This is a genomic window from Ruegeria sp. HKCCSP346 (assembly GCF_017872595.1).
Lineage (GTDB): Bacteria > Pseudomonadota > Alphaproteobacteria > Rhodobacterales > Rhodobacteraceae > Ruegeria.
The window spans coordinates 241309-258513 of record NZ_JAEDOT010000003.1 but is presented as its reverse complement, the minus strand read 5'-3'; the positions used below and the strand labels follow the sequence as shown (position 1 = coordinate 258513).

Sequence of the window (17205 nt, the reverse complement as noted above, 5' to 3'; positions counted from 1 at the left end):
GCGTGCCCAAGGTAAACATCCAGTCGCTGTTTTCGCCTACTGTCCTGCTGGCGATTGCGCTGATGACAGTCATCGTCATGATGATCCTGCCCATGCCAGCCTGGGTTCTGGACGTGGGGTTGGCGGCCTCCTTTGCCCTGGCCATCCTGATCTTCACCCTGACCCTGTTCATTGAACGCCCGCTGGACTTTTCGTCCTTCCCGACGATTCTGCTGGCGTCTTTGATGTTGCGCCTGTCGCTGAATGTGTCGTCGACGAAACTGATCATCGGGCAGGGGCACACCGGCCCGAATGCGGCAGGAGACGTGATCGAAGGTTTTGCCAGTTTCGTCATGGGCGGCAGTATTTTTCTTGGCCTGGTGGTGTTCGGCGTGCTGCTGATCGTGAATTTCATGGTCATCACCAAAGGCGCCGCCCGCATGGCCGAAGTCGGCGCGCGCTTTGCGTTGGACGGGATGCCCGGCAAACAACTTGCGATCGACAGCGACATGTCCGCCGGGGCAATCGATCATCAGCAGGCCAAGGAACGGCGAGAGCTGGAACAGCAGGAGACGACATTCTTCGGTTCGCTCGACGGCGCGTCGAAATTCGTGAAAGGTGACGCTGTCGCCGGGCTTCTGATCACGTTGCTGAACCTTGTCATGGGCCTGGTCATGGGCGTCGTCGTACATGGAATGCCCGTGGCCTCGGCGTTCGAAACCTATGCGATTCTGACCGTCGGCGACGGGTTGGTGTCCCAAATTCCCGCCGTCATCATTTCCATAGCGTCTGCCCTTCTGCTGGCACGGGGCGGCACGCAAGGGGCCACAGACAACGCCATCTTTTCTCAACTTGGCCGCCACCCCGCAGCATTGTCGACTGTCGCGGTGCTCATGGTCCTGTTCGCTCTGGTGCCCGGTCTCCCTTTTCTGCCGTTCATCCTTGGCGCGGCCATTCTGGGATATGCGGCTTACAATGTTCACCGAAAGCAGCAAGATGCGGCGGTATCGGCAAACCTGCCCTCGACCGAAACCGAAGCGCCGTCATCCCAAGCTATCGGCGACATCCTGGACCTGGATGATGTCCATCTGAAGTTCGCGCCGGATCTGGTCAGCATGGTGCTGAACCCTGGCACGGGGCTGGACGCCCGTATTGCCAATATGCGGACCTATGTGGCGTCGACCTTTGGCCTGATTCTGCCCGAGATCCGCCTGACCGACCGCGCCGACCTGCCGACCGGAACGTATGTGATCAAGGTTCAGGGCGTCGAACAGGCACGCGGTGTCTTGCATCCCGATCTGGTCCTGGCGCTCGTGCAGGACGGGTTTGACCTGCTGCCGGAGGGCAATGACGTGACCGAGCCTGTCTATGGTGCTCCGGCGCGCTGGATCCTGCCGAAAGATCAGGAGGACGCCGCGCTGAGCGGCGCCACCATAGTCTCACCGCCTGAGATTCTTGCCACCCATCTGCTGGAGATCATCAAACAGAACTTCTCGCGCCTGCTGACACTGAAATCCCTCCGGCGCCTGCTGTCGGAAATGACCCGCCTGAGCGACCCGGTACGCGCCGAAGCCAACCGCAAGCTGCTGGATGAACTGATCCCCGACAAAGTGCCGATCGACACGTTGCACGCTGTTCTGCGCCTGTTGCTCGACGAACGTGTGTCGATCCGCAACATGGCGCTGATCCTTGAAAGTGTCGCCGAGGCGCGGCTGACCACAACCCAGCCCGAAGGCATCTGTGAACTTGTGCGTCAGCGTCTTGGCTTTCAGCTGGTCGCGGACATGAAGCGCGAGGATGGTTCGATCCCTCTGATACAGTTGGCCCCGGAATGGGAGGACACATTCGCCTCTTACCAGATCGACGCCCCAAATACCGGCATGGATGTCGCGCTGCCCCCAAACGTGTTCAACAAACTGGCCGACGGAGTTGTGAGCACCATCGCCAATTCCGCTGACAACGGTCTGTTTCCGGCCGTCGTGACCTCGACCCGGCGCCGTCGGTTGCTGCGCACAGTCATGCAGGCACGCGGCGTGTCCAACCCGGTGTTGTCCTTCGAAGAAATCGGGCTGGAAGCCAAACCTGCCTTGGTCGGAACTGTTGCAGCGTGATTGCCCTGCCGCCAGAAATGCTGTCGCAGCTGGCCGAAGCAATCTGGCAGGCCTTTGTCGTGTTTCTGCGCGCCTCCGCTCTTGTTTCGCTGCTTCCAGCTTTCGGTGAGCGCAGTATTCCGACACGGGTAAAGCTTGGTGCTTCCGTTGCTTTCACGCTGATCATACTGCCCGCTGCGCCCCCCGTCAGAATTGATCCCAGCCTTTGGGCGACCGTGCGACTGGTCGGCACCGAAGTCCTGATCGGGCTTGTCCTGGGGATAGGCCTGCGCCTGTTCGTTCTCGCGCTGCAAACCGCGGGGTCTATTGCGGCTCAGTCCACGTCATTGTCGCAACTGTTGGGTGGCGCGGCGGCCGATCCGGTCCCCGCCATGGGATACCTGCTGACCCTGGCAGGGCTGACACTTGCCGTAATCATGGACCTGCACATCCGGGCCGCGCAGTTCCTGATCCAGAGTTATGGCCTGTTCCCAATAGGGCTGGCACCTGATGCCGCGGATTCGTCGCGCTGGGGATTGCATCAGGTCGCCAACAGCTTTGGGCTGGCTTTTGCACTGGCAACGCCGTTCGTCATTGCCTCTCTGATTTACAACCTGGCACTTGGGGTCATCAACCGGGCAATGCCCCAGCTGATGGTGGCCTTCGTGGGTGCTCCTGCAATTACCTTCGCCGGGCTGTTTCTGCTGTTCGCCGGCACACCGCTGATCCTGTCCGTGTGGGCGGACGCGCTGGTCGCCTTCTTCACCAACCCGATGGGAGCGCAAAGATGAGCGCAGGTGATGACGACAGCGACAAGTCATACGAGCCGACACCGCAAAAGCTGCTGAAGGCGCGCGAGAAGGGTGAGGTTCCAAAATCCAACGACTTGTCGGTCGTGGCGGCATATACCTGGTTTCTGATCGCCCTGCTTACAGTCGGTCAATACAGCGTCGAGCATATGGGCACCGGGTTCATGGTTCTGATCGATCAGTCCGACGCTTTTGCACGGCTTCTGACGGATGGGCCATCGCATGCTCCGGTTGCAGGGGTTTTGAAAAGTGCCCTGCTGCCTGTTGCTTTGCTGTTCTGCCTTCCTGCCGCGGCTGTTCTGCTGAACTTGATCGCCCAGCGCGCGCTGATCTTTGCCCCAAGCAAATTGAAACCAAAACTTTCGCGTATCTCTCTGATTTCGAACGCTAAGAACAAGTTCGGGCGGGGCGGCCTGTTCGAGTTTGCCAAAAGCACCACCAAACTGTTGATCTACAGCACCTGCCTTGCGCTTTTTCTGAAAGCCAATCTAACCGAAATTTTGTCTGCCAGCGCGGCGCCGGCAAAGTCATCCATTCTGCTGATGATGAACCTGCTGTTTCGCTTTCTGTTCATCGTGATCGCTATCGCACTGGCCATCGGGGTTGTCGATTTCCTTTGGCAATATGCCGAACACATGCGCAAGAACCGTATGTCGCGCAAGGAGATCATGGATGAAACCAAGGATGCCGAGGGCGACCCTCATGTCAAACAACACCGGCGCCAGCGTGCACAGGAAATCGCAACCAACCAAATGTTGGCAGGTGTTCCAGGCGCGGATGTCGTGATCGTAAACCCCACCCATTATGCTGTGGCGCTTAAATGGACACGGGTTGCCGGCAGCGCCCCGGTTTGCGTTGCCAAAGGGGTGGACGAAATCGCCGCCACCATCCGATCCGCCGCAGGAGAAGCAGGCATTCCGATCCATTCAGACCCTCCCACAGCTCGCGCCCTTCACGCGACCGTGGACATAGGTCAGGAGATCGCCGAAGAGCACTATCGTCCTGTTGCCGCCGCGATCCGGTTTGCCGAAGCGATGCGAAAACGCGCGAAGGAGCAAGTTCGATGACTCATACGCAATTGCCCGATCTGGAAAAAGTGACCAACGCAGCGTTTCAGAAGCAATTTCAAGCGCTGCGACCGATCCTGAAGGCCGAGGCACGGATCAAGCAGCAACTTGCCAGATTGGACGGTCAACTCCGTCAGGCGCGCCAAGACAGCACCAAGGTCGAAGGCTATCAGGTTTCAGGGACCGACGTTCTCTGGAATAGTTGGGAGTCCGCGACCCGGAGACAATTGAACCTGCAACTGGCACGAACGCGCTCGCAGAAACTGGCCGGAATGGAAGCTTTACGTGCTGCCTTTGGGCGAAAACAAGCGGTGGAAACATTGCGGAAGAAAGTTCAGCAGGCAAACCGAAAAGCAAAAACCAGAAAACACTTCGGGCCATAGCTTGACCGACCCGGAGTATCGGGCCGATTAGTGTCAGCTATCTTGTCGGTTTACACTCAGGATCAGCACTTTGGACACGTCGTCGCCAAATTCTTTGCGCGCCACTTCCAACAAGGAATTCCGCAATACATCCAGGTTCCCGGATTCTGTAAAAGCCCCGTCAAAACCACCCGTGTTTGCATGGTCAAAAAGAACCTGAAGAAAGCCATCCCTGAGTTTAGGTTCGATTGCATAATAGGTTTCTGTAATGGCCGGGTTCGCCTCAAGGCTCAGCGACAGCGTTACCATGGCTTCGATCTGGTCATCTTTTACAACGGGGACGACAAATTGTTTGGTCATTTTCAGATAACCAAAGCTCTCCCCCTCGCCTTTTTCCTTTGATTTCCCTGTTTTTTTGCCGGCCGCCTTGTCCTCTTTGACTGCTTCTTTTTCGGCAACGGCAGTTTCAGGTTTCTTTGCAGGTGCAAGAACCAGACTCGCGCCAATACCCGCACCGAGTCCAACAATCAGAAAAATCACGGGAATCAATTTCGCGACCACGATCTCACCTCAGAACGGCAAAAGGGAATCAAGAACTTGCTGACCATAGCGGGGTTGCTGGACATCCGTTATCTGCCCTCTGCCGCCATATGACACGCGCGCTGACGCGATTTTGTCATAGGTTATTTCGTTTTGCCGCGAGATGTCCTGCGGGCGGACATATCCCGTCACAAGAAGCTCTCGCAGTTCGAAGTTGACCCGCAACTCTTGGGATCCCGATATTGAAAGAACTCCGTTCGGCAACACATCCAGCACTGTTGCGGCAACACGCAGAGTCAGTTTTTCGTTTCTCCTGACGGATCCCCGGCCAGAGCTCGAGGAATCCGCCTCAATCGAAACGGCTTCATCCAGTGACGCGCCCTGGGGCAGGTTCTTTTGCACGCGCTGAGGCAGGCCGAAGAGGCTGGGTACTTCGAGATTCTCGGAACCAGATCTGGATCGTCTGGTGTTGTTCGAAATTTCTGCCTTCTCGTCCAGTTCGATGACAACGGTCAGGATGTCGCCTTTCTTGATCGCCCGCTGGTCGCCCAGCAACGAATGCTGCCCGCCGCTCCATAAAGAGGATCGGTCGACGTTTCGCTGGGGTTGGATGTGCAATGGCAAACCCGGCCACAACATTGCAACCTGTTCCGGGGAATCCTCGTTGGGTGTGAAACTTGGCGGTTTGCCCAAATGGTCCATTCGACCACATGCGGACAAGGCAAAAGCCGTCAGGATAAGGGTTTTTGGCAATCCGTGCATCACTGTACCTCGATTTGACCGTCCAGACGGATTCGGCCTGTTACGGTTGTTCGGGATGAAAGGTTCATGACCCGAATGCGATCCCCCGCCGCGCCGCGCCCCAAGGCCCGGCCCTCTGTGGTGATCGACAAGGGTTGGCTACTGAACACCAGCACGACCAGATCGTTTCGATCCACGATGGCAGGTGGCCCGACATCAGAGCCGCGAATTGGCCGACCGGGGTAGAGCGCCACCCGGGCCTCTTGTCCGATCAGAAGATCAGGGTCTGAAATTGCATCGGCAACATCTGTTGGCTTTAACTCGAGATCGGCCGCAGAAATGACTTCCTTGGCCCGTATCGTGCGTGTCGGCACCACAATGTCAGCCTGTGCGGCAATTGGCGCCAGCAGCACCAGAGAAAGAACCAGATGTCGCATCACCGTACCTGCGTTGTCGCGCTCATCATCTGGTCCACCGCCGTGATGACTTTGGCATTCATCTCATAGCCGCGTTGCGCTTCGATCAGCTCGGTAACTTCGCGAACGGCGTCAACCGAACTGTCTTCCAGATAACCCTGCCGCAAAGTTCCCAGACCGTCTTCGCCCGGCGTACCTAGTACCGGAGCGCCGGAAGCTTCGGTTTCCTTGAACAGATTGCTTCCGACGGCTTCCAGGCCCTTTGCGTTCGAAAAACTGGCCAGCGTAAACTCCCCAAGCAACTGACCTTCGGGGGAATCGTCAAAATATGCATAGACCTCGCCCGACGCATTGATCGAAACAGAACGCGCATCGTCGGGGATGGTGATTTCCGGCGAAACCGCAAACCCGTCAGAGGTGACGATCAGACCTTCTGCCGACCGCTTCAAACTGCCGTCGCGCGTATAAGCGGCCTGACCGCTGGGCAAGGTCACCTCCAGATATCCGCGACCTTCGATTGCAACATCCAGATCGCTCCCGGTGGCTGACAAGGCGCCTTGTTCCAATTGCACTGTTACCGCTGCCGGTCGCACACCCAGACCCAGTTGAATACCCGTGGGCAGAACCGTTCCGTCCGACGCGTTCACGGTGCCGGCCCGCGCCATCTGCTGATAATGCAGGTCGGCGAATTCGGCCCGTCGGGCGTTGTAGCCGGTGGTGTTCATATTCGCGAGGTTGTTCGAGATCGTCTCGACCCGCATCTGTTGCGCTGTCATCCCGGTGGCGGCAATTTTAAGGGCCCGCATGTCTAACTCTCCTCATCCAAATCAGCGCATCAGCGCCTTGAGTGCTCCACGCACGCGCTCATCTTCACTCTCAAGAAAGCTTTGCCCCAGCTCATAGGCGCGCTGGATTTCCACCAAACGGGTCACTTGCTGAATCGCGTTCACGTTTGACCCTTCGAGAAAGCGATGCAAAACCACCGGCTCGTCGACCGGCTCGATTGCACCGTCGGTGCGGAAACGAGTGTTTCCTTCGCGTACAAGTTCGTTCGTGTCGGCGACGTTGAAAACGCCCAGCTGACCCAGAAGTTGACCATCGACACTCAGCGTTCCGTCGCTGCCGACATCGATTGACGCGGCATCAGGCGGGATGAACACAGGCGCGCCATTGGCATCGAGCACGCGCGCACCATCCATTGAAACCAGATCGCCATCGGCATTGGGAGAAAAACTACCAGCCCGCGTCAGCCGGTTGCCGTTCTCGGTTTCGACCATGAAGAACCCGTCGCCCTCGATGGCAAAATCAAATTGCCCGCCGGTTTGCGTCAGCACACCCTGTTGCATTGACGAATTTCGCGCCTCGGCCCGGCTCATGGAAAGGGAGGGGCTGTTCGGCATATCTCGAATGTATTCCGAGAACACCAGCCCCTGCTGGCGGTAGCCAGTCGTGTTGGCATTTGCGATGTTATTCGCCACCAGGCGCATTTCATTCATCAGCCCGGACTGGCGGGACAGGGTGACATAGGCGGTGTCCATCAGCGACCTCCTGCGATCAATGGAACAAGCGTACCGGTAAAAAACGTAACAAGGGTCTGAGTCATGAACCCCATCGAGATCCAGAACACGACGACGATGGCGATCAGTTTGGGAACAAAGGTCAGTGTCATTTCCTGTATCGACGTCAGGGCCTGAAACAGACCAACGATCAGGCCTGACACCAGAGCAACTGCCAGAATCGGGACCGATGTGATGACGGCGATCCAGAGAGCCTGACGCACGATGTCATAGAAAAGACCTTCGCTCAGCATGGTATCAGACCGGCATCCGAAGGATTTCCTGATAGGCCTCGACCACCTTGTTGCGCACGATCACTGCTGTCTCGACGGCCAGTTCGGTCTGTGCCAGCGCCTGCACCAGCGCGTGCGGGTCGGCCTGCCCTACCATCGCGGTCTGCGACATCTGCTCGCTGTGTTTCAACGTGGATGCAAAGTCCTGAAAACTTGCCTTCAGCCCCTGCACCATGCCCGAGTGATCTGGGTCGGCCTGGGTTGCAGGACGGGCGCCGGCATAATTCTGCGCGGCGGTCAAGGATCGGATGTCCATTCTGGCTGTCCTTTATTTTCTAAGCAGTTCCATCAATGACGACGACATTTGCCGTGTTTGATCGAACATCTTGAGGTTGGCTTCGTAGCTCCGCTGCGCCTCACGCGCGTCGGCTATTTCGATCATCAGATCGACATTCGATCCCAGATAGTGACCACTGGCATCTGCCAACGGGTGACCGGGGTCGAAAATTCGTGTCAAGTCGCGTCGATCAAGCTTTACGCGGCCAGCTTTCACCACGTTCTGACCCTCTTTTTCCATGGTCTCAAACGGCACCGTCTTGCGCCGGTACCCGGGTGTATCCGCATTCGATATGTTTTCGGACACGTGACGCAGACGGGCTGCCTGCGCACGCAGGGCGCTGGCGGATGCAGCAAGTGAGTGGGAAAAATCGCTCATCCCCGGCCTCCTTATCCACGCCCCAGACTGGTGCGAAGGATGTTCATCGAGGATTTGTAGATCGCCAACGCGCGGTCGTGCTGTCGTTTGACATCGACCGATTTCAGCATTTCTTCTTCAAGCGATACGCCGTTGCCATTTGGATCACCCGACGAAGCGGCCTGGTGCTCTGCCCAGGGCTGCGCACCTGTACCGCCGTGCAGATGACCCTGCCGCGTGGCCATCATGGTCACTTCGCGTCCCGAGGTTTCAAGTGCTGTATGGAAGGGCTCGATATCGCGCGGCTGGTAGCCCGGCGTATCCGCATTGGCCATGTTGCGCGCAATCACCGCCTGCCGTTGCCCGGCATGGGTTGCCATTGCGTACGCGGTCTTAAGGACGTTCAAGTCATAGAACATCGGGGCTTCTCCCTCGATCAATTTCAATCAAGGCTTAACCCCGATTCCTTTAGAAACCGTTTTCAGAACCCAATTGGAGAACCCAAGATGTCTGATCTCGACCCGATGCTTCTGAAACATGAATTCGATCGGATGACTTCAATCCGCCACGTGGGCCTGGTCAGCGGCGTCGCGCAAGGGTTGATCGAGATCAGTGGCCTGAACGAACATGCGCGAATCGGGGACTTGCTTACATTGCGGCGGCGCGCAGGGCCCGATCTGGCCGGTGAAGTGCTGCATGTCGGTGCAGACCATATCCACATGATACCGGGTTCCGCCCCTGACGGTGTCAGCCTCGGGGATCGTGTGTACCTTGATCCCTCGCCGGGTTTCGGGCCCGCATTGCACTGGCTTGGACGCGTCATTGATCCGTTTGGCAAACCGCTGGACGGAAAACCTCTGCTGAACGGGCCACAGGATCGCGACATCATGCAAGCGCCGCCGCCTGCGGTGGCGCGCAAGCCATTGGGAAAGCGGATGGCCACCGGACTATCTGTTCTCAACACCATGCTGCCGATTGTACGCGGTCAACGCGTTGGGTTGTTTGCGGGATCAGGTGTAGGGAAATCGACGCTGCTGTCGACGCTGGCGCGCTTCATGCAGGCTGACGTGGTTGTGGTGGCTCTTGTCGGCGAACGTGGGCGTGAAGTGAACGAGTTTGTTGCCCGCGCCATAGGTCCGGAAGCCATGAGGCGCACGATCGTGGTCGCCGCGACGTCCGACCAGTCTGCATTGGCGCGCAGACGGTGCGCGTGGTCGGCCATGTCGGCGGCAGAGTTCCTGCGGGATCTGGGGCTGAACGTCCTGTTTCTGGCCGATTCGGTAACCCGTTTCGCGGAAGCGCACCGTGAAATCGCCGTTGCCATGGGCGAAGCCCCGTCACTCCGAGGCTATCCGCCCTCTGTCACCCCCCTTATTGCCAACCTGTGTGAACGCGCAGGCCCCGGCACGCAGGAGCAGGGTGATATCACCGCCGTGTTCAGCGTCCTGGTTGCGGGGTCCGACATGGATGAACCCATCGCCGACATTCTGCGTGGTGTGTTGGACGGGCATATCGTACTCAGCCGCGAGATTGCCGAACGCGGGCGCTTCCCGGCTATCGACCTCAGCAAATCCGTATCCCGCAGCCTTCCAGAGGCCGCGTCAGAGGCCGAGAACCAGATGATCAACGAAACCCGCAAACTTGTTGGCAGCTACGAGCAATCCGAAGTCATGATAAAGGCCGGGCTGTATTCAGAAGGATCAGATCCGCTCTTGGATCAAGCCGTGCGCGTTCATGAGGAGTTGGACGCGTTTTTCGGCAAACCCGATTCCGAAGGGATTGAAAACAGCTTCAACCGCTTGTCCCTGATTCTGCGCCGTGCCTCGGCCGGCCTGCCGCGTTAGTGAACTCGGAACAGTTTTAAGTATTAAGGCCGCCTTAAGACGTACGCTGCTATCTCGATAGTCGGGTGATAAAAAGGTGGTGGAGATGGGTGCGCAAACCAATGCGGCGCCAATCATCATCAAGAAGAAGCGTGTATCGGGTGGCGATGGCCATCACGGTGGCGCGTGGAAAGTCGCGTATGCCGACTTTGTGACGGCCATGATGGCCTTCTTCATGTTGATGTGGCTGCTGAACGCAACAACGGAACAGCAACGAAAAGGGTTGGCGGATTATTTCGCACCGACAATCCCGCTAAGCCCGGAATCCGGCGGCGGGGACGGGGCGTTTGGCGGCGACAGCATGCTGTCTGAAGAAGTGCTGCTGCGGGACGGTCAGGGTGCCACGACCACTCACCCGACTGAATCGCATCAGGCCCGTGGCTCGATCGGAGTGAATGCCGAGGGCGGCGGCAAAGGAAACAAGGAAGATTTCTCTACGTTGGAGGCGCAACTGCTGGGGCGCACGGGTGAAAGCGAGATCTCGGACAAACTGCTCAAGCATATCGTCACACGAGTCACGGATGAGGGACTGGTGGTGGAACTGTTTGACACCGACGATCAGGCATTGTTCGAATCGGGCTCTGACAAGCCAACCAGCTTTCTGCGGTCCCTGGCCCTGATCATCGCCCGAGCATCGGATCTTGTCGTCAATTCGATCGCTGTCGAAGGGCATGTCAGCGCGTCTCCGGTTGTGCAGGCGCGCAACACAGCCTGGGAACTGTCCACGGCAAGGGCCCAAAAATTGCGTCAGTTGCTACAGGACAAGGGCGTTGCGGCACAAAGAATGGATCGTGTTACGGGCCATGCAGACCGAGAATTGTTCGCCGACAATCCCATGGCTGCGCGAAACAACAGGATCGAAGTGATCTTTCTGCGCCAGCCCTAAATGATAGAGCGTATTTTACATGTTAGCGCGCTGTTAAGGGGCAGCGCGTTACCTGTTGCATCAAAGACGGACGCAACAGAAGGGCGCACCCATGACCATTTCCTCTTCGCTCAATGCCGGTGTGGCGGCGCTGAAAGCCAATGCCAACAGGTTGGCGACGATTTCCGACAACATCGCGAACTCTTCAACCTATGGATATAAACGGGTCGAGACGGATTTTCATTCAATGGTCACGTCGGGCCAGGGTGGCAGCTATTCGGCAGGCGGCGTGCGGACGACAAGCCAGCGCATGATTGACCAACGCGGGCCCTTGGTCACAACCAGCAACTCAACCGATCTGGCAGTTCGCGGGCGCGGCATGTTGCCTGTGCGCCCCAGTTCGCAGATCGGGAATAATTCGAACGAGATGCTGCTGACAACAACCGGGTCGTTCCGCACCAACGAAGAAGGGTATTTGGTTACCGAATCCGGCCTCGTTCTTCTGGGGTGGCCCGCGGCATCTGATGGCACTATTCCACCGGTTTCGCGCGACACACCCTCCGCGCTTGTACCCATTCAGCTCAGCGTGAATCAGCTGTCGGGTTCTCCAACCACGGAAATGAAACTGCGTATGAACCTTCCGGCCACGGCAACAGATGCGGGCGCGCCGGGCGACATTCAGCCTTTGTCGGTCAAGTATTTCGACAATCTCGGCAAGTCTGAAAGCGTCGATATCCAGTTGATTCCGACCGTTCCCGCAACCGGCAGCAGCAATGAATGGCGGATGGTATTGCGCGATTCAGCCTCTGGCGGGGCCGTCGTGGGGGAATACAGGCTGACATTCACCGACAACCGAACGGCCGGGGGAACCCTCGCAAGCGTGACACCTATTTCAGGTGGTGCTTATGATCCAGCAACGGGCAGTGTCATGGTCAACGTCGCCGGTGGACCGATGGAGATCAATATCGGCCAGATCGGGGATACCGACGGCATAACCCAGCTATCCGACACCTTTGCGCCGGTTTCAATCACACGCGATGGCTCTGCCGTGGGAACCATGACCAGCGTTCAGGTGGACGAAAACGGCTATGTCTACGCGCGCTATGATACAGGTGTCAACCGCCGCATGTTCCAAATCCCGCTTGCTGACGTTCCCAATCCTAACGGCCTGACCGCGCTGGACAGCCAAACCTACGAGCCGTCACGAGAAAGCGGTACGTTCTTTCTTTGGAATGCCGGCGAAGGCCCGACAGGGGATCTTGTTTCTTTCGCGCGTGAGGAATCCACCACGGATGTGGCGACTGAGCTGACCTCATTGATTCAGACGCAACGTGCTTACTCGTCCAGCGCCACGGTGATCCAGACAGTGGACGAGATGTTGCAGGAAACGACAAACCTGAAACGTTAATCCAGCTCTGACCCAAAGAAAGGAACGGCCTCATGAACATGTCGACAGCACTCAATAACGCATTGGGCGGGCTGACTGCGGCCAGTCGCGGGGCCGCTGTGGTGTCCGGGAACATCGCGAATGCGCTAACCCCCGGCTATGCGCGCCGGTCCCTGGAACTTGCGACAAGTCCTATATCCGGAAATGGCGTACGCACCGTTGGCGTGATCCGGCATCAGGATCCGGTTTTGACCGCCAACAGACGTTCGTCTGATGCCGAACTCGCCTTTCGGTCGGACGTTTCAGATTTTCACGCGCGGTTCGAACAACTGGTGGGGTCTCCTGATGACGGCCCTTCGCTGTCTACCCGTCTGTCCTCGTTGGAAAACGCCTTTATCACGGCGGCCAGTCTGCCTGACTCGATCGAACGGCTGGATCAGGTTGCGCGCTCGGCCCGCGATCTGACCAACGAGCTGAACGCGGCGTCCGAAGGCGTACGCCAGGCACGCTCGGATGCTGATCGAAAAATTGGCGCCCAGATCGATACCCTGAATCAGACTCTGAAAGATATCGAAGACCTGAACGCCAAGATTCCCGCCATTCAAAACTCTGGCGGTGACATCGGTGCCCTGCTGGATCAGCGGCACGTCCTGATCGACCAAGTCAATACCCTGATCCCGGTCAATGTCGTGCCTCGCGCCAATGATCAGGTATCCCTGTACTCGGAGGGCGGGCTGATCCTGTTGGAAGGCACGGCCTCGGAGTTCACTTTTTCCACGACGGGCGAAACAAAGCCTCATATGACTGTGGCAAATGGTCTGTTGTCCAGTCTGGAGATGAACGGAAACCCGGTACGGACAAGCGGAGATAACGCTCAAATCCGCGGCGGGGCACTGATGGCGCAGTTCACCATCCGCGACGACTTGGCAGTCGAGGCGCAGGTTCAGCTCGACACGGTTGCAAGGGACCTGATTGAACGATTTGAAACGCCCGGTTTGGATTCGTCGGCTCTTGTGACAGATCCCGGTTTGTTCACCGACGATGGCAACCGATTTGATCCTGCATCTGTTGTCGGACTTGCATCACGGATCTCATTCAATTCAACCGTGGACCCTGACAATGGCGGGGACAGTTGGAAACTGCGCGCGGGTCTGGGCGCCGCAACTCCGGGTGACCCTGGGCAGGCTGCTCAATTGCGCGCGTTCGGGCACATATTGAACGACGCACGTCCGGTACCTGGCGGGCTGTTCGGCACGGGAAACATGCGAGCTGCCGAGTTGACCGAGGCCCTGTTGTCGAAAGCGGGCGCACACGCCCATGCCGCAGATCAACGCAAGACTTTTGCAAACAGCTTCCAGCAGCAAATGGCGCAGATCGAGGCCGCGCAGGGCGTGGATACCGATCAGGAACTACAGCGGCTCATGCAGGTCGAACAGACTTATGCCGCAAACGCTCGTGTCATCTCAGTTGTTGACGAGCTTATGGAAACTCTTCTGAGGTTGTGACCATGAATATCACTTCTATCGGCGATTTGGCGCGAGGAATGACCTTACGAACCCGCGCAACAGATATCAAAACCCAGATCGAAACCCTGTCTTATGAAATGTCCACCGGGCGGGTACAGGACGTCTCGGGGCGGATTGGCGGGGATTATTCGCAAATTCTGGATCTCGACCGCAGCCTCGCCAGACTCGACGCCTTTGGCATCGCAACGTCCGAAGCGGCCCTGTTCACCGATACCATGCAACTGAGCCTGAGAACCTTCGGAGATTCGGTCGGAGACATGACCGCGTCTTTGCTGGCTTACGGAACCGCCAATCAGCCCGTCAATCATGAACAAGCGTCCCAACATGCGAAGAATGAGCTGGACACGATGATCTCGGCACTGAACACGCGCGTAGGAGGGCGCAGCCTGTTTTCCGGTACCGCCACCGATGTGTCGCCCCTGCAATCTTCGAACGATCTTTTGACGGCGCTGAAATCGCAGTTGACTGGGCTTGCGACGGTCGCTGATATCAGGCTGGCGGCAGAAAACTGGTTCAATGACCCAGCCGGTTTCGACGCCGTGATTTATCAGGGGTCAAACGGCACCCTGTCTCCGATGCAGATTTCGGAAAACGAAAGCGTCACGCTGCCGATCACGGCAACGGATCCGGCGTTCAAGGCCGCACTTAAGGATGTCGCCGTTGCGGCGCTGGCCACCGACAGCGCATTGGCACTTTCGCCCGATCAACGCACCGCTTTGTTCACGCAGTTAGGGGTCGATCTGGCCAACTCACAGGATGCCACCGTCAAGCTCCGGGCAAAGGTCGGGGCGGCCGAAGCCCGCATCGAAGAGGCGGCAACACGCAATTCCTCGGCCCGAACCAGCCTGGAATTCAGCCGGAACGAACTGATCGCGGCCGATCCTTATGAGACGGCAGCGAAACTGCAAACGGTGCAATTTCAGTTGGAAAGCCTGTATTCCGTAACCGTTCGCAATGCGAACCTGTCGCTGGTGAACTTTCTGAGATGAGGGCGCTGATATTTCTCCTGCTTCTCCTTCCCGGCATGGCTTGGGCAGGGACAATCCGTCTCAAGGACCTCGTGGATTTTGACGGTGTACGGGGCAACGATCTGGTGGGTTACGGCCTGGTGGTCGGCTTGAACGGAACTGGCGATGGGTTACGCAACGCGCCTTTCACCGAAGAAATCATGTCCAATATCCTCGAACGCCTTGGCGTCAACGTCACAGGTGAGGATTTCCGGCCCAAAAACGTGGCAGCGGTATTGGTCACGGCCAGCCTGCCGCCCTTTGCACGGGTGGGTGGTCAAATCGATGTAACGGTTTCAGCCATAGGCGATTCAAGCAGCCTTTTGGGTGGAACATTGATCATGACCCCGCTTAACGCAGCCGATGGCCAAATCTATGCGGTCGCGCAGGGCACAATCCTTGCAGGTGGCGTTTCGGCTGAAGGAGAGGCAGCCTCGGTCGTGCGTGGGGTGCCAACTTCGGGCGTGATCCCATCCGGTGCCAGGGTCGAGCGTGAAATTGACTTCGACTTGTCAACTCTCACTCAGATGCGCCTTGCACTCAGAGAGCCCGATTTCACAACAGCCGCGCGCATCGAAACCGCGATAAACACCGAGTTCAACAAAGCCGTGGCAATCATGCGAGATTCCGGCACGGTTGAGATCAACGTCGCGGCGACGCAGGCGGTTTCTACAGCCCACGCCATAGGGCGTATCGAAAACATTCTGGTCGAACCTGAATCGAAAGCGCGCGTTGTTGTTGATCAGCGCTCTGGCACCATTGTCATGGGGCAGGAGGTCCGAATTTCGCGTGTTGCGGTGTCTCAAGGCAACCTGACTCTGACGGTTCAGGAAGCACCGATTGCGGTGCAGCCCAACCCGTTCGCCAGAGGTGAAACAGTGGTCGTGCCACGTACAATCGCAGGGATCGAGGAAGAAGAGGGAACCGGCCTCGCCGAAATCCCCGAGGCCACCACGTTGTCCGAGGTTGTCGCAGGTCTGAACGCGCTTGGGGTCTCGCCTCAGGACATGATCGACATTCTGAAAACGATCAAGGCAGCAGGCGCGCTGCATGCGGAATTCATCGTCAGGTGAAGGGCACCGCCAACTGGATGGGCGTGCTGCTGGCACGCCCGCCAAAGCTTGTATCTATTTCGATTTCCAGCTGTCCAGCCAGCGTCGAAATCTGTTGTGTCGCTCTTCTATGGCGTCACCAGCCGCATATAGGCCGTCTTCCACGTTTTCGATCATCGGATCAATCCGTGCTTGCCGGAACCTGCGCCAACGCACCCATATCGCCCAGACGAACGCCGCAAAGATCGTCAGGAAGATGATATTGAACCAGGGAATGATCCGAACATCCGGCCCTTCAACGTCTTTGATGAAAATGGCGTTGGGAAAGATCGACATGAATTCGTTGCGCCACCCGTAATGGGTTACGACCACCCATTTCGGGTTTTCTTTGGTGGATTTCGCATCATTGGCCTCGGTATACAGGTTCGCCGTGTCGAACTTGAAATACGGGGGCCATCCCCAGCCGGTATCCTCATTTCGGTACACGATGGGTTTTCCGTTGGCCCGCACCGCCTGAATGAACTGCACATCCCGGTTCGACAGGCTGGTGGATTGATCTTCCGGCTCTGACCAAAAGATCCGGGTCCAGTCGTTCAGATCCTGCCGTTCTTCATAGGTGTTGACGATGCGCACAATGTCATGCTGGGGCAGAGAATATTGCAGGATCACGGCAATCGTACCCCAGAAAATGATAATGAACGCCCATTTCACATAGGCCATGCCTAAACCCTCACATGTAATTCACGATGTAGATCAGCGCGCCAATCGCCACCCACGGCACGATATAGACACCCAGGATCAGTTTACGCCGAAACGAGTTGTCATACACATGCAATCCGCGTTCGACAAAGGCTTCTTTGTTGCCCGTCTTGCCCTTTTCGTCCCACCAGTTCTCCAGTTTGCGCCGGCGTATGCCGCGCGAATAGAAAGACAGCCCGACATAGGCAATCGTCTGGATCACCAGCAAGATCAGCAGAAGGCGCAATAATCCAATCATT

The 17205-nt window shown here is 57.6% G+C and carries 21 protein-coding genes; 10 read left to right on the top strand and 11 right to left on the bottom strand.

Annotated elements, in window-relative coordinates; all coding sequences use genetic code 11:
- The first annotated feature begins 2 nt into the window (after nt 1–2).
- The 4 genes from flhA to I9185_RS12415 are packed head-to-tail and all read left to right on the top strand — an operon-like array spanning nt 3 to nt 4328.
- Nucleotides 3–2090, top strand: a complete 2088-nt coding sequence (gene flhA, locus I9185_RS12430) for a flagellar biosynthesis protein FlhA (RefSeq protein ID WP_210093219.1) — start codon at nt 3–5, stop codon at nt 2088–2090.
- A complete protein-coding gene (locus I9185_RS12425; protein WP_210093218.1) occupies nt 2087–2860 on the top strand; it encodes a flagellar biosynthetic protein FliR in 774 nt (257 codons plus the stop codon). Before flhA ends, I9185_RS12425 begins: the two co-directional genes overlap by 4 nt.
- On the top strand, nt 2857–3945 hold the full coding sequence (locus tag I9185_RS12420) for a flagellar type III secretion system protein FlhB (protein ID WP_210093217.1): 1089 nt from the start codon (nt 2857–2859) through the stop codon (nt 3943–3945). Before I9185_RS12425 ends, I9185_RS12420 begins: the two co-directional genes overlap by 4 nt.
- Nucleotides 3942–4328, top strand: a complete 387-nt coding sequence (locus I9185_RS12415; protein WP_210093216.1) for a hypothetical protein — start codon at nt 3942–3944, stop codon at nt 4326–4328. Before I9185_RS12420 ends, I9185_RS12415 begins: the two co-directional genes overlap by 4 nt.
- Nucleotides 4329–4361: 33 nt before the next feature.
- On the opposite strand, the gene I9185_RS12410 is transcribed toward I9185_RS12415, so the two are convergent.
- From I9185_RS12410 to I9185_RS12370, 9 genes are read right to left on the bottom strand one after another with little or no spacing between them, the layout of a single operon-like run.
- Nucleotides 4362–4868: a flagellar basal body-associated protein FliL gene (locus tag I9185_RS12410; RefSeq protein WP_171635650.1), complete on the bottom strand. Its 507-nt coding sequence runs from the start codon at nt 4866–4868 to the stop codon at nt 4362–4364.
- A gap of 9 nt (nt 4869–4877) precedes the next feature.
- Nucleotides 4878–5600: a flagellar basal body L-ring protein FlgH gene (flgH, locus tag I9185_RS12405; RefSeq protein ID WP_280922542.1), complete on the bottom strand. Its 723-nt coding sequence runs from the start codon at nt 5598–5600 to the stop codon at nt 4878–4880.
- Nucleotides 5601–5608: 8 nt separating this feature from the next.
- Complete coding sequence (gene flgA, locus I9185_RS12400) at nt 5609–6025, bottom strand: flagellar basal body P-ring formation chaperone FlgA (protein WP_171724117.1); 417 nt, start codon at nt 6023–6025, stop codon at nt 5609–5611.
- A complete protein-coding gene (gene flgG / locus I9185_RS12395; protein ID WP_170345694.1) occupies nt 6025–6810 on the bottom strand; it encodes a flagellar basal-body rod protein FlgG in 786 nt (261 codons plus the stop codon). Before flgG ends, flgA begins: the two co-directional genes overlap by 1 nt.
- Before the next feature lie 21 nt (nt 6811–6831).
- Nucleotides 6832–7542 carry a flagellar hook-basal body complex protein gene (locus I9185_RS12390; protein ID WP_171230274.1) on the bottom strand — a complete coding sequence of 237 codons (711 nt, stop codon included), beginning with the start codon at nt 7540–7542 and terminating at the stop codon, nt 6832–6834.
- Entirely contained in the window at nt 7542–7814 is a 273-nt protein-coding gene (locus I9185_RS12385) for a flagellar biosynthetic protein FliQ (RefSeq protein ID WP_152459750.1), read from the bottom strand. Before I9185_RS12385 ends, I9185_RS12390 begins: the two co-directional genes overlap by 1 nt.
- A 4-nt stretch (nt 7815–7818) precedes the next feature.
- Nucleotides 7819–8109, bottom strand: a complete 291-nt coding sequence (gene fliE, locus I9185_RS12380) for a flagellar hook-basal body complex protein FliE (protein ID WP_171230273.1) — start codon at nt 8107–8109, stop codon at nt 7819–7821.
- Nucleotides 8110–8121: 12 nt separating this feature from the next.
- On the bottom strand, nt 8122–8508 hold the full coding sequence (flgC, locus tag I9185_RS12375; protein WP_210093214.1) for a flagellar basal body rod protein FlgC: 387 nt from the start codon (nt 8506–8508) through the stop codon (nt 8122–8124).
- Between the two features lie 11 nt (nt 8509–8519).
- Entirely contained in the window at nt 8520–8906 is a 387-nt protein-coding gene (locus tag I9185_RS12370) for a FlgB family protein (RefSeq protein WP_210093213.1), read from the bottom strand.
- A gap of 105 nt (nt 8907–9011) precedes the next feature.
- Here I9185_RS12370 and I9185_RS12365 point away from each other — a divergent pair, with 105 nt between their 5' ends.
- From I9185_RS12365 to I9185_RS12340, 6 genes are all read left to right on the top strand, one after another.
- Nucleotides 9012–10331: a FliI/YscN family ATPase gene (locus I9185_RS12365; protein ID WP_245223552.1), complete on the top strand. Its 1320-nt coding sequence runs from the start codon at nt 9012–9014 to the stop codon at nt 10329–10331.
- 85 nt (nt 10332–10416) lie between these two features.
- Nucleotides 10417–11256 (top strand): flagellar motor protein MotB, encoded by an 840-nt coding sequence (locus tag I9185_RS12360; protein WP_210093211.1) that lies wholly within the window; start codon nt 10417–10419, stop codon nt 11254–11256.
- 91 nt (nt 11257–11347) lie between these two features.
- Complete coding sequence (locus tag I9185_RS12355; RefSeq protein WP_171635632.1) at nt 11348–12643, top strand: flagellar hook-basal body complex protein; 1296 nt, start codon at nt 11348–11350, stop codon at nt 12641–12643.
- 32 nt (nt 12644–12675) lie between these two features.
- Nucleotides 12676–14127: a flagellar hook-associated protein FlgK gene (flgK, locus tag I9185_RS12350; RefSeq protein WP_210093210.1), complete on the top strand. Its 1452-nt coding sequence runs from the start codon at nt 12676–12678 to the stop codon at nt 14125–14127.
- Nucleotides 14128–14129: 2 nt separating this feature from the next.
- Complete coding sequence (locus tag I9185_RS12345; protein ID WP_210093209.1) at nt 14130–15137, top strand: flagellin; 1008 nt, start codon at nt 14130–14132, stop codon at nt 15135–15137.
- The gene (locus I9185_RS12340; RefSeq protein WP_210093208.1) at nt 15134–16228 is read left to right on the top strand and encodes a flagellar basal body P-ring protein FlgI; all 1095 of its coding nucleotides are present in this window, start codon (nt 15134–15136) and stop codon (nt 16226–16228) included. Before I9185_RS12345 ends, I9185_RS12340 begins: the two co-directional genes overlap by 4 nt.
- 54 nt (nt 16229–16282) lie before the next feature.
- Here I9185_RS12340 and I9185_RS12335 read toward each other — a convergent pair whose 3' ends face one another.
- Both I9185_RS12335 and I9185_RS12330 read right to left on the bottom strand, forming a co-directional pair.
- Nucleotides 16283–16927 (bottom strand): DUF1523 family protein, encoded by a 645-nt coding sequence (locus I9185_RS12335; protein WP_152459741.1) that lies wholly within the window; start codon nt 16925–16927, stop codon nt 16283–16285.
- A gap of 10 nt (nt 16928–16937) precedes the next feature.
- On the bottom strand, nt 16938–17204 hold the full coding sequence (locus I9185_RS12330) for a hypothetical protein (RefSeq protein ID WP_171120117.1): 267 nt from the start codon (nt 17202–17204) through the stop codon (nt 16938–16940).
- Nucleotide 17205 lies beyond the last annotated feature (1 nt).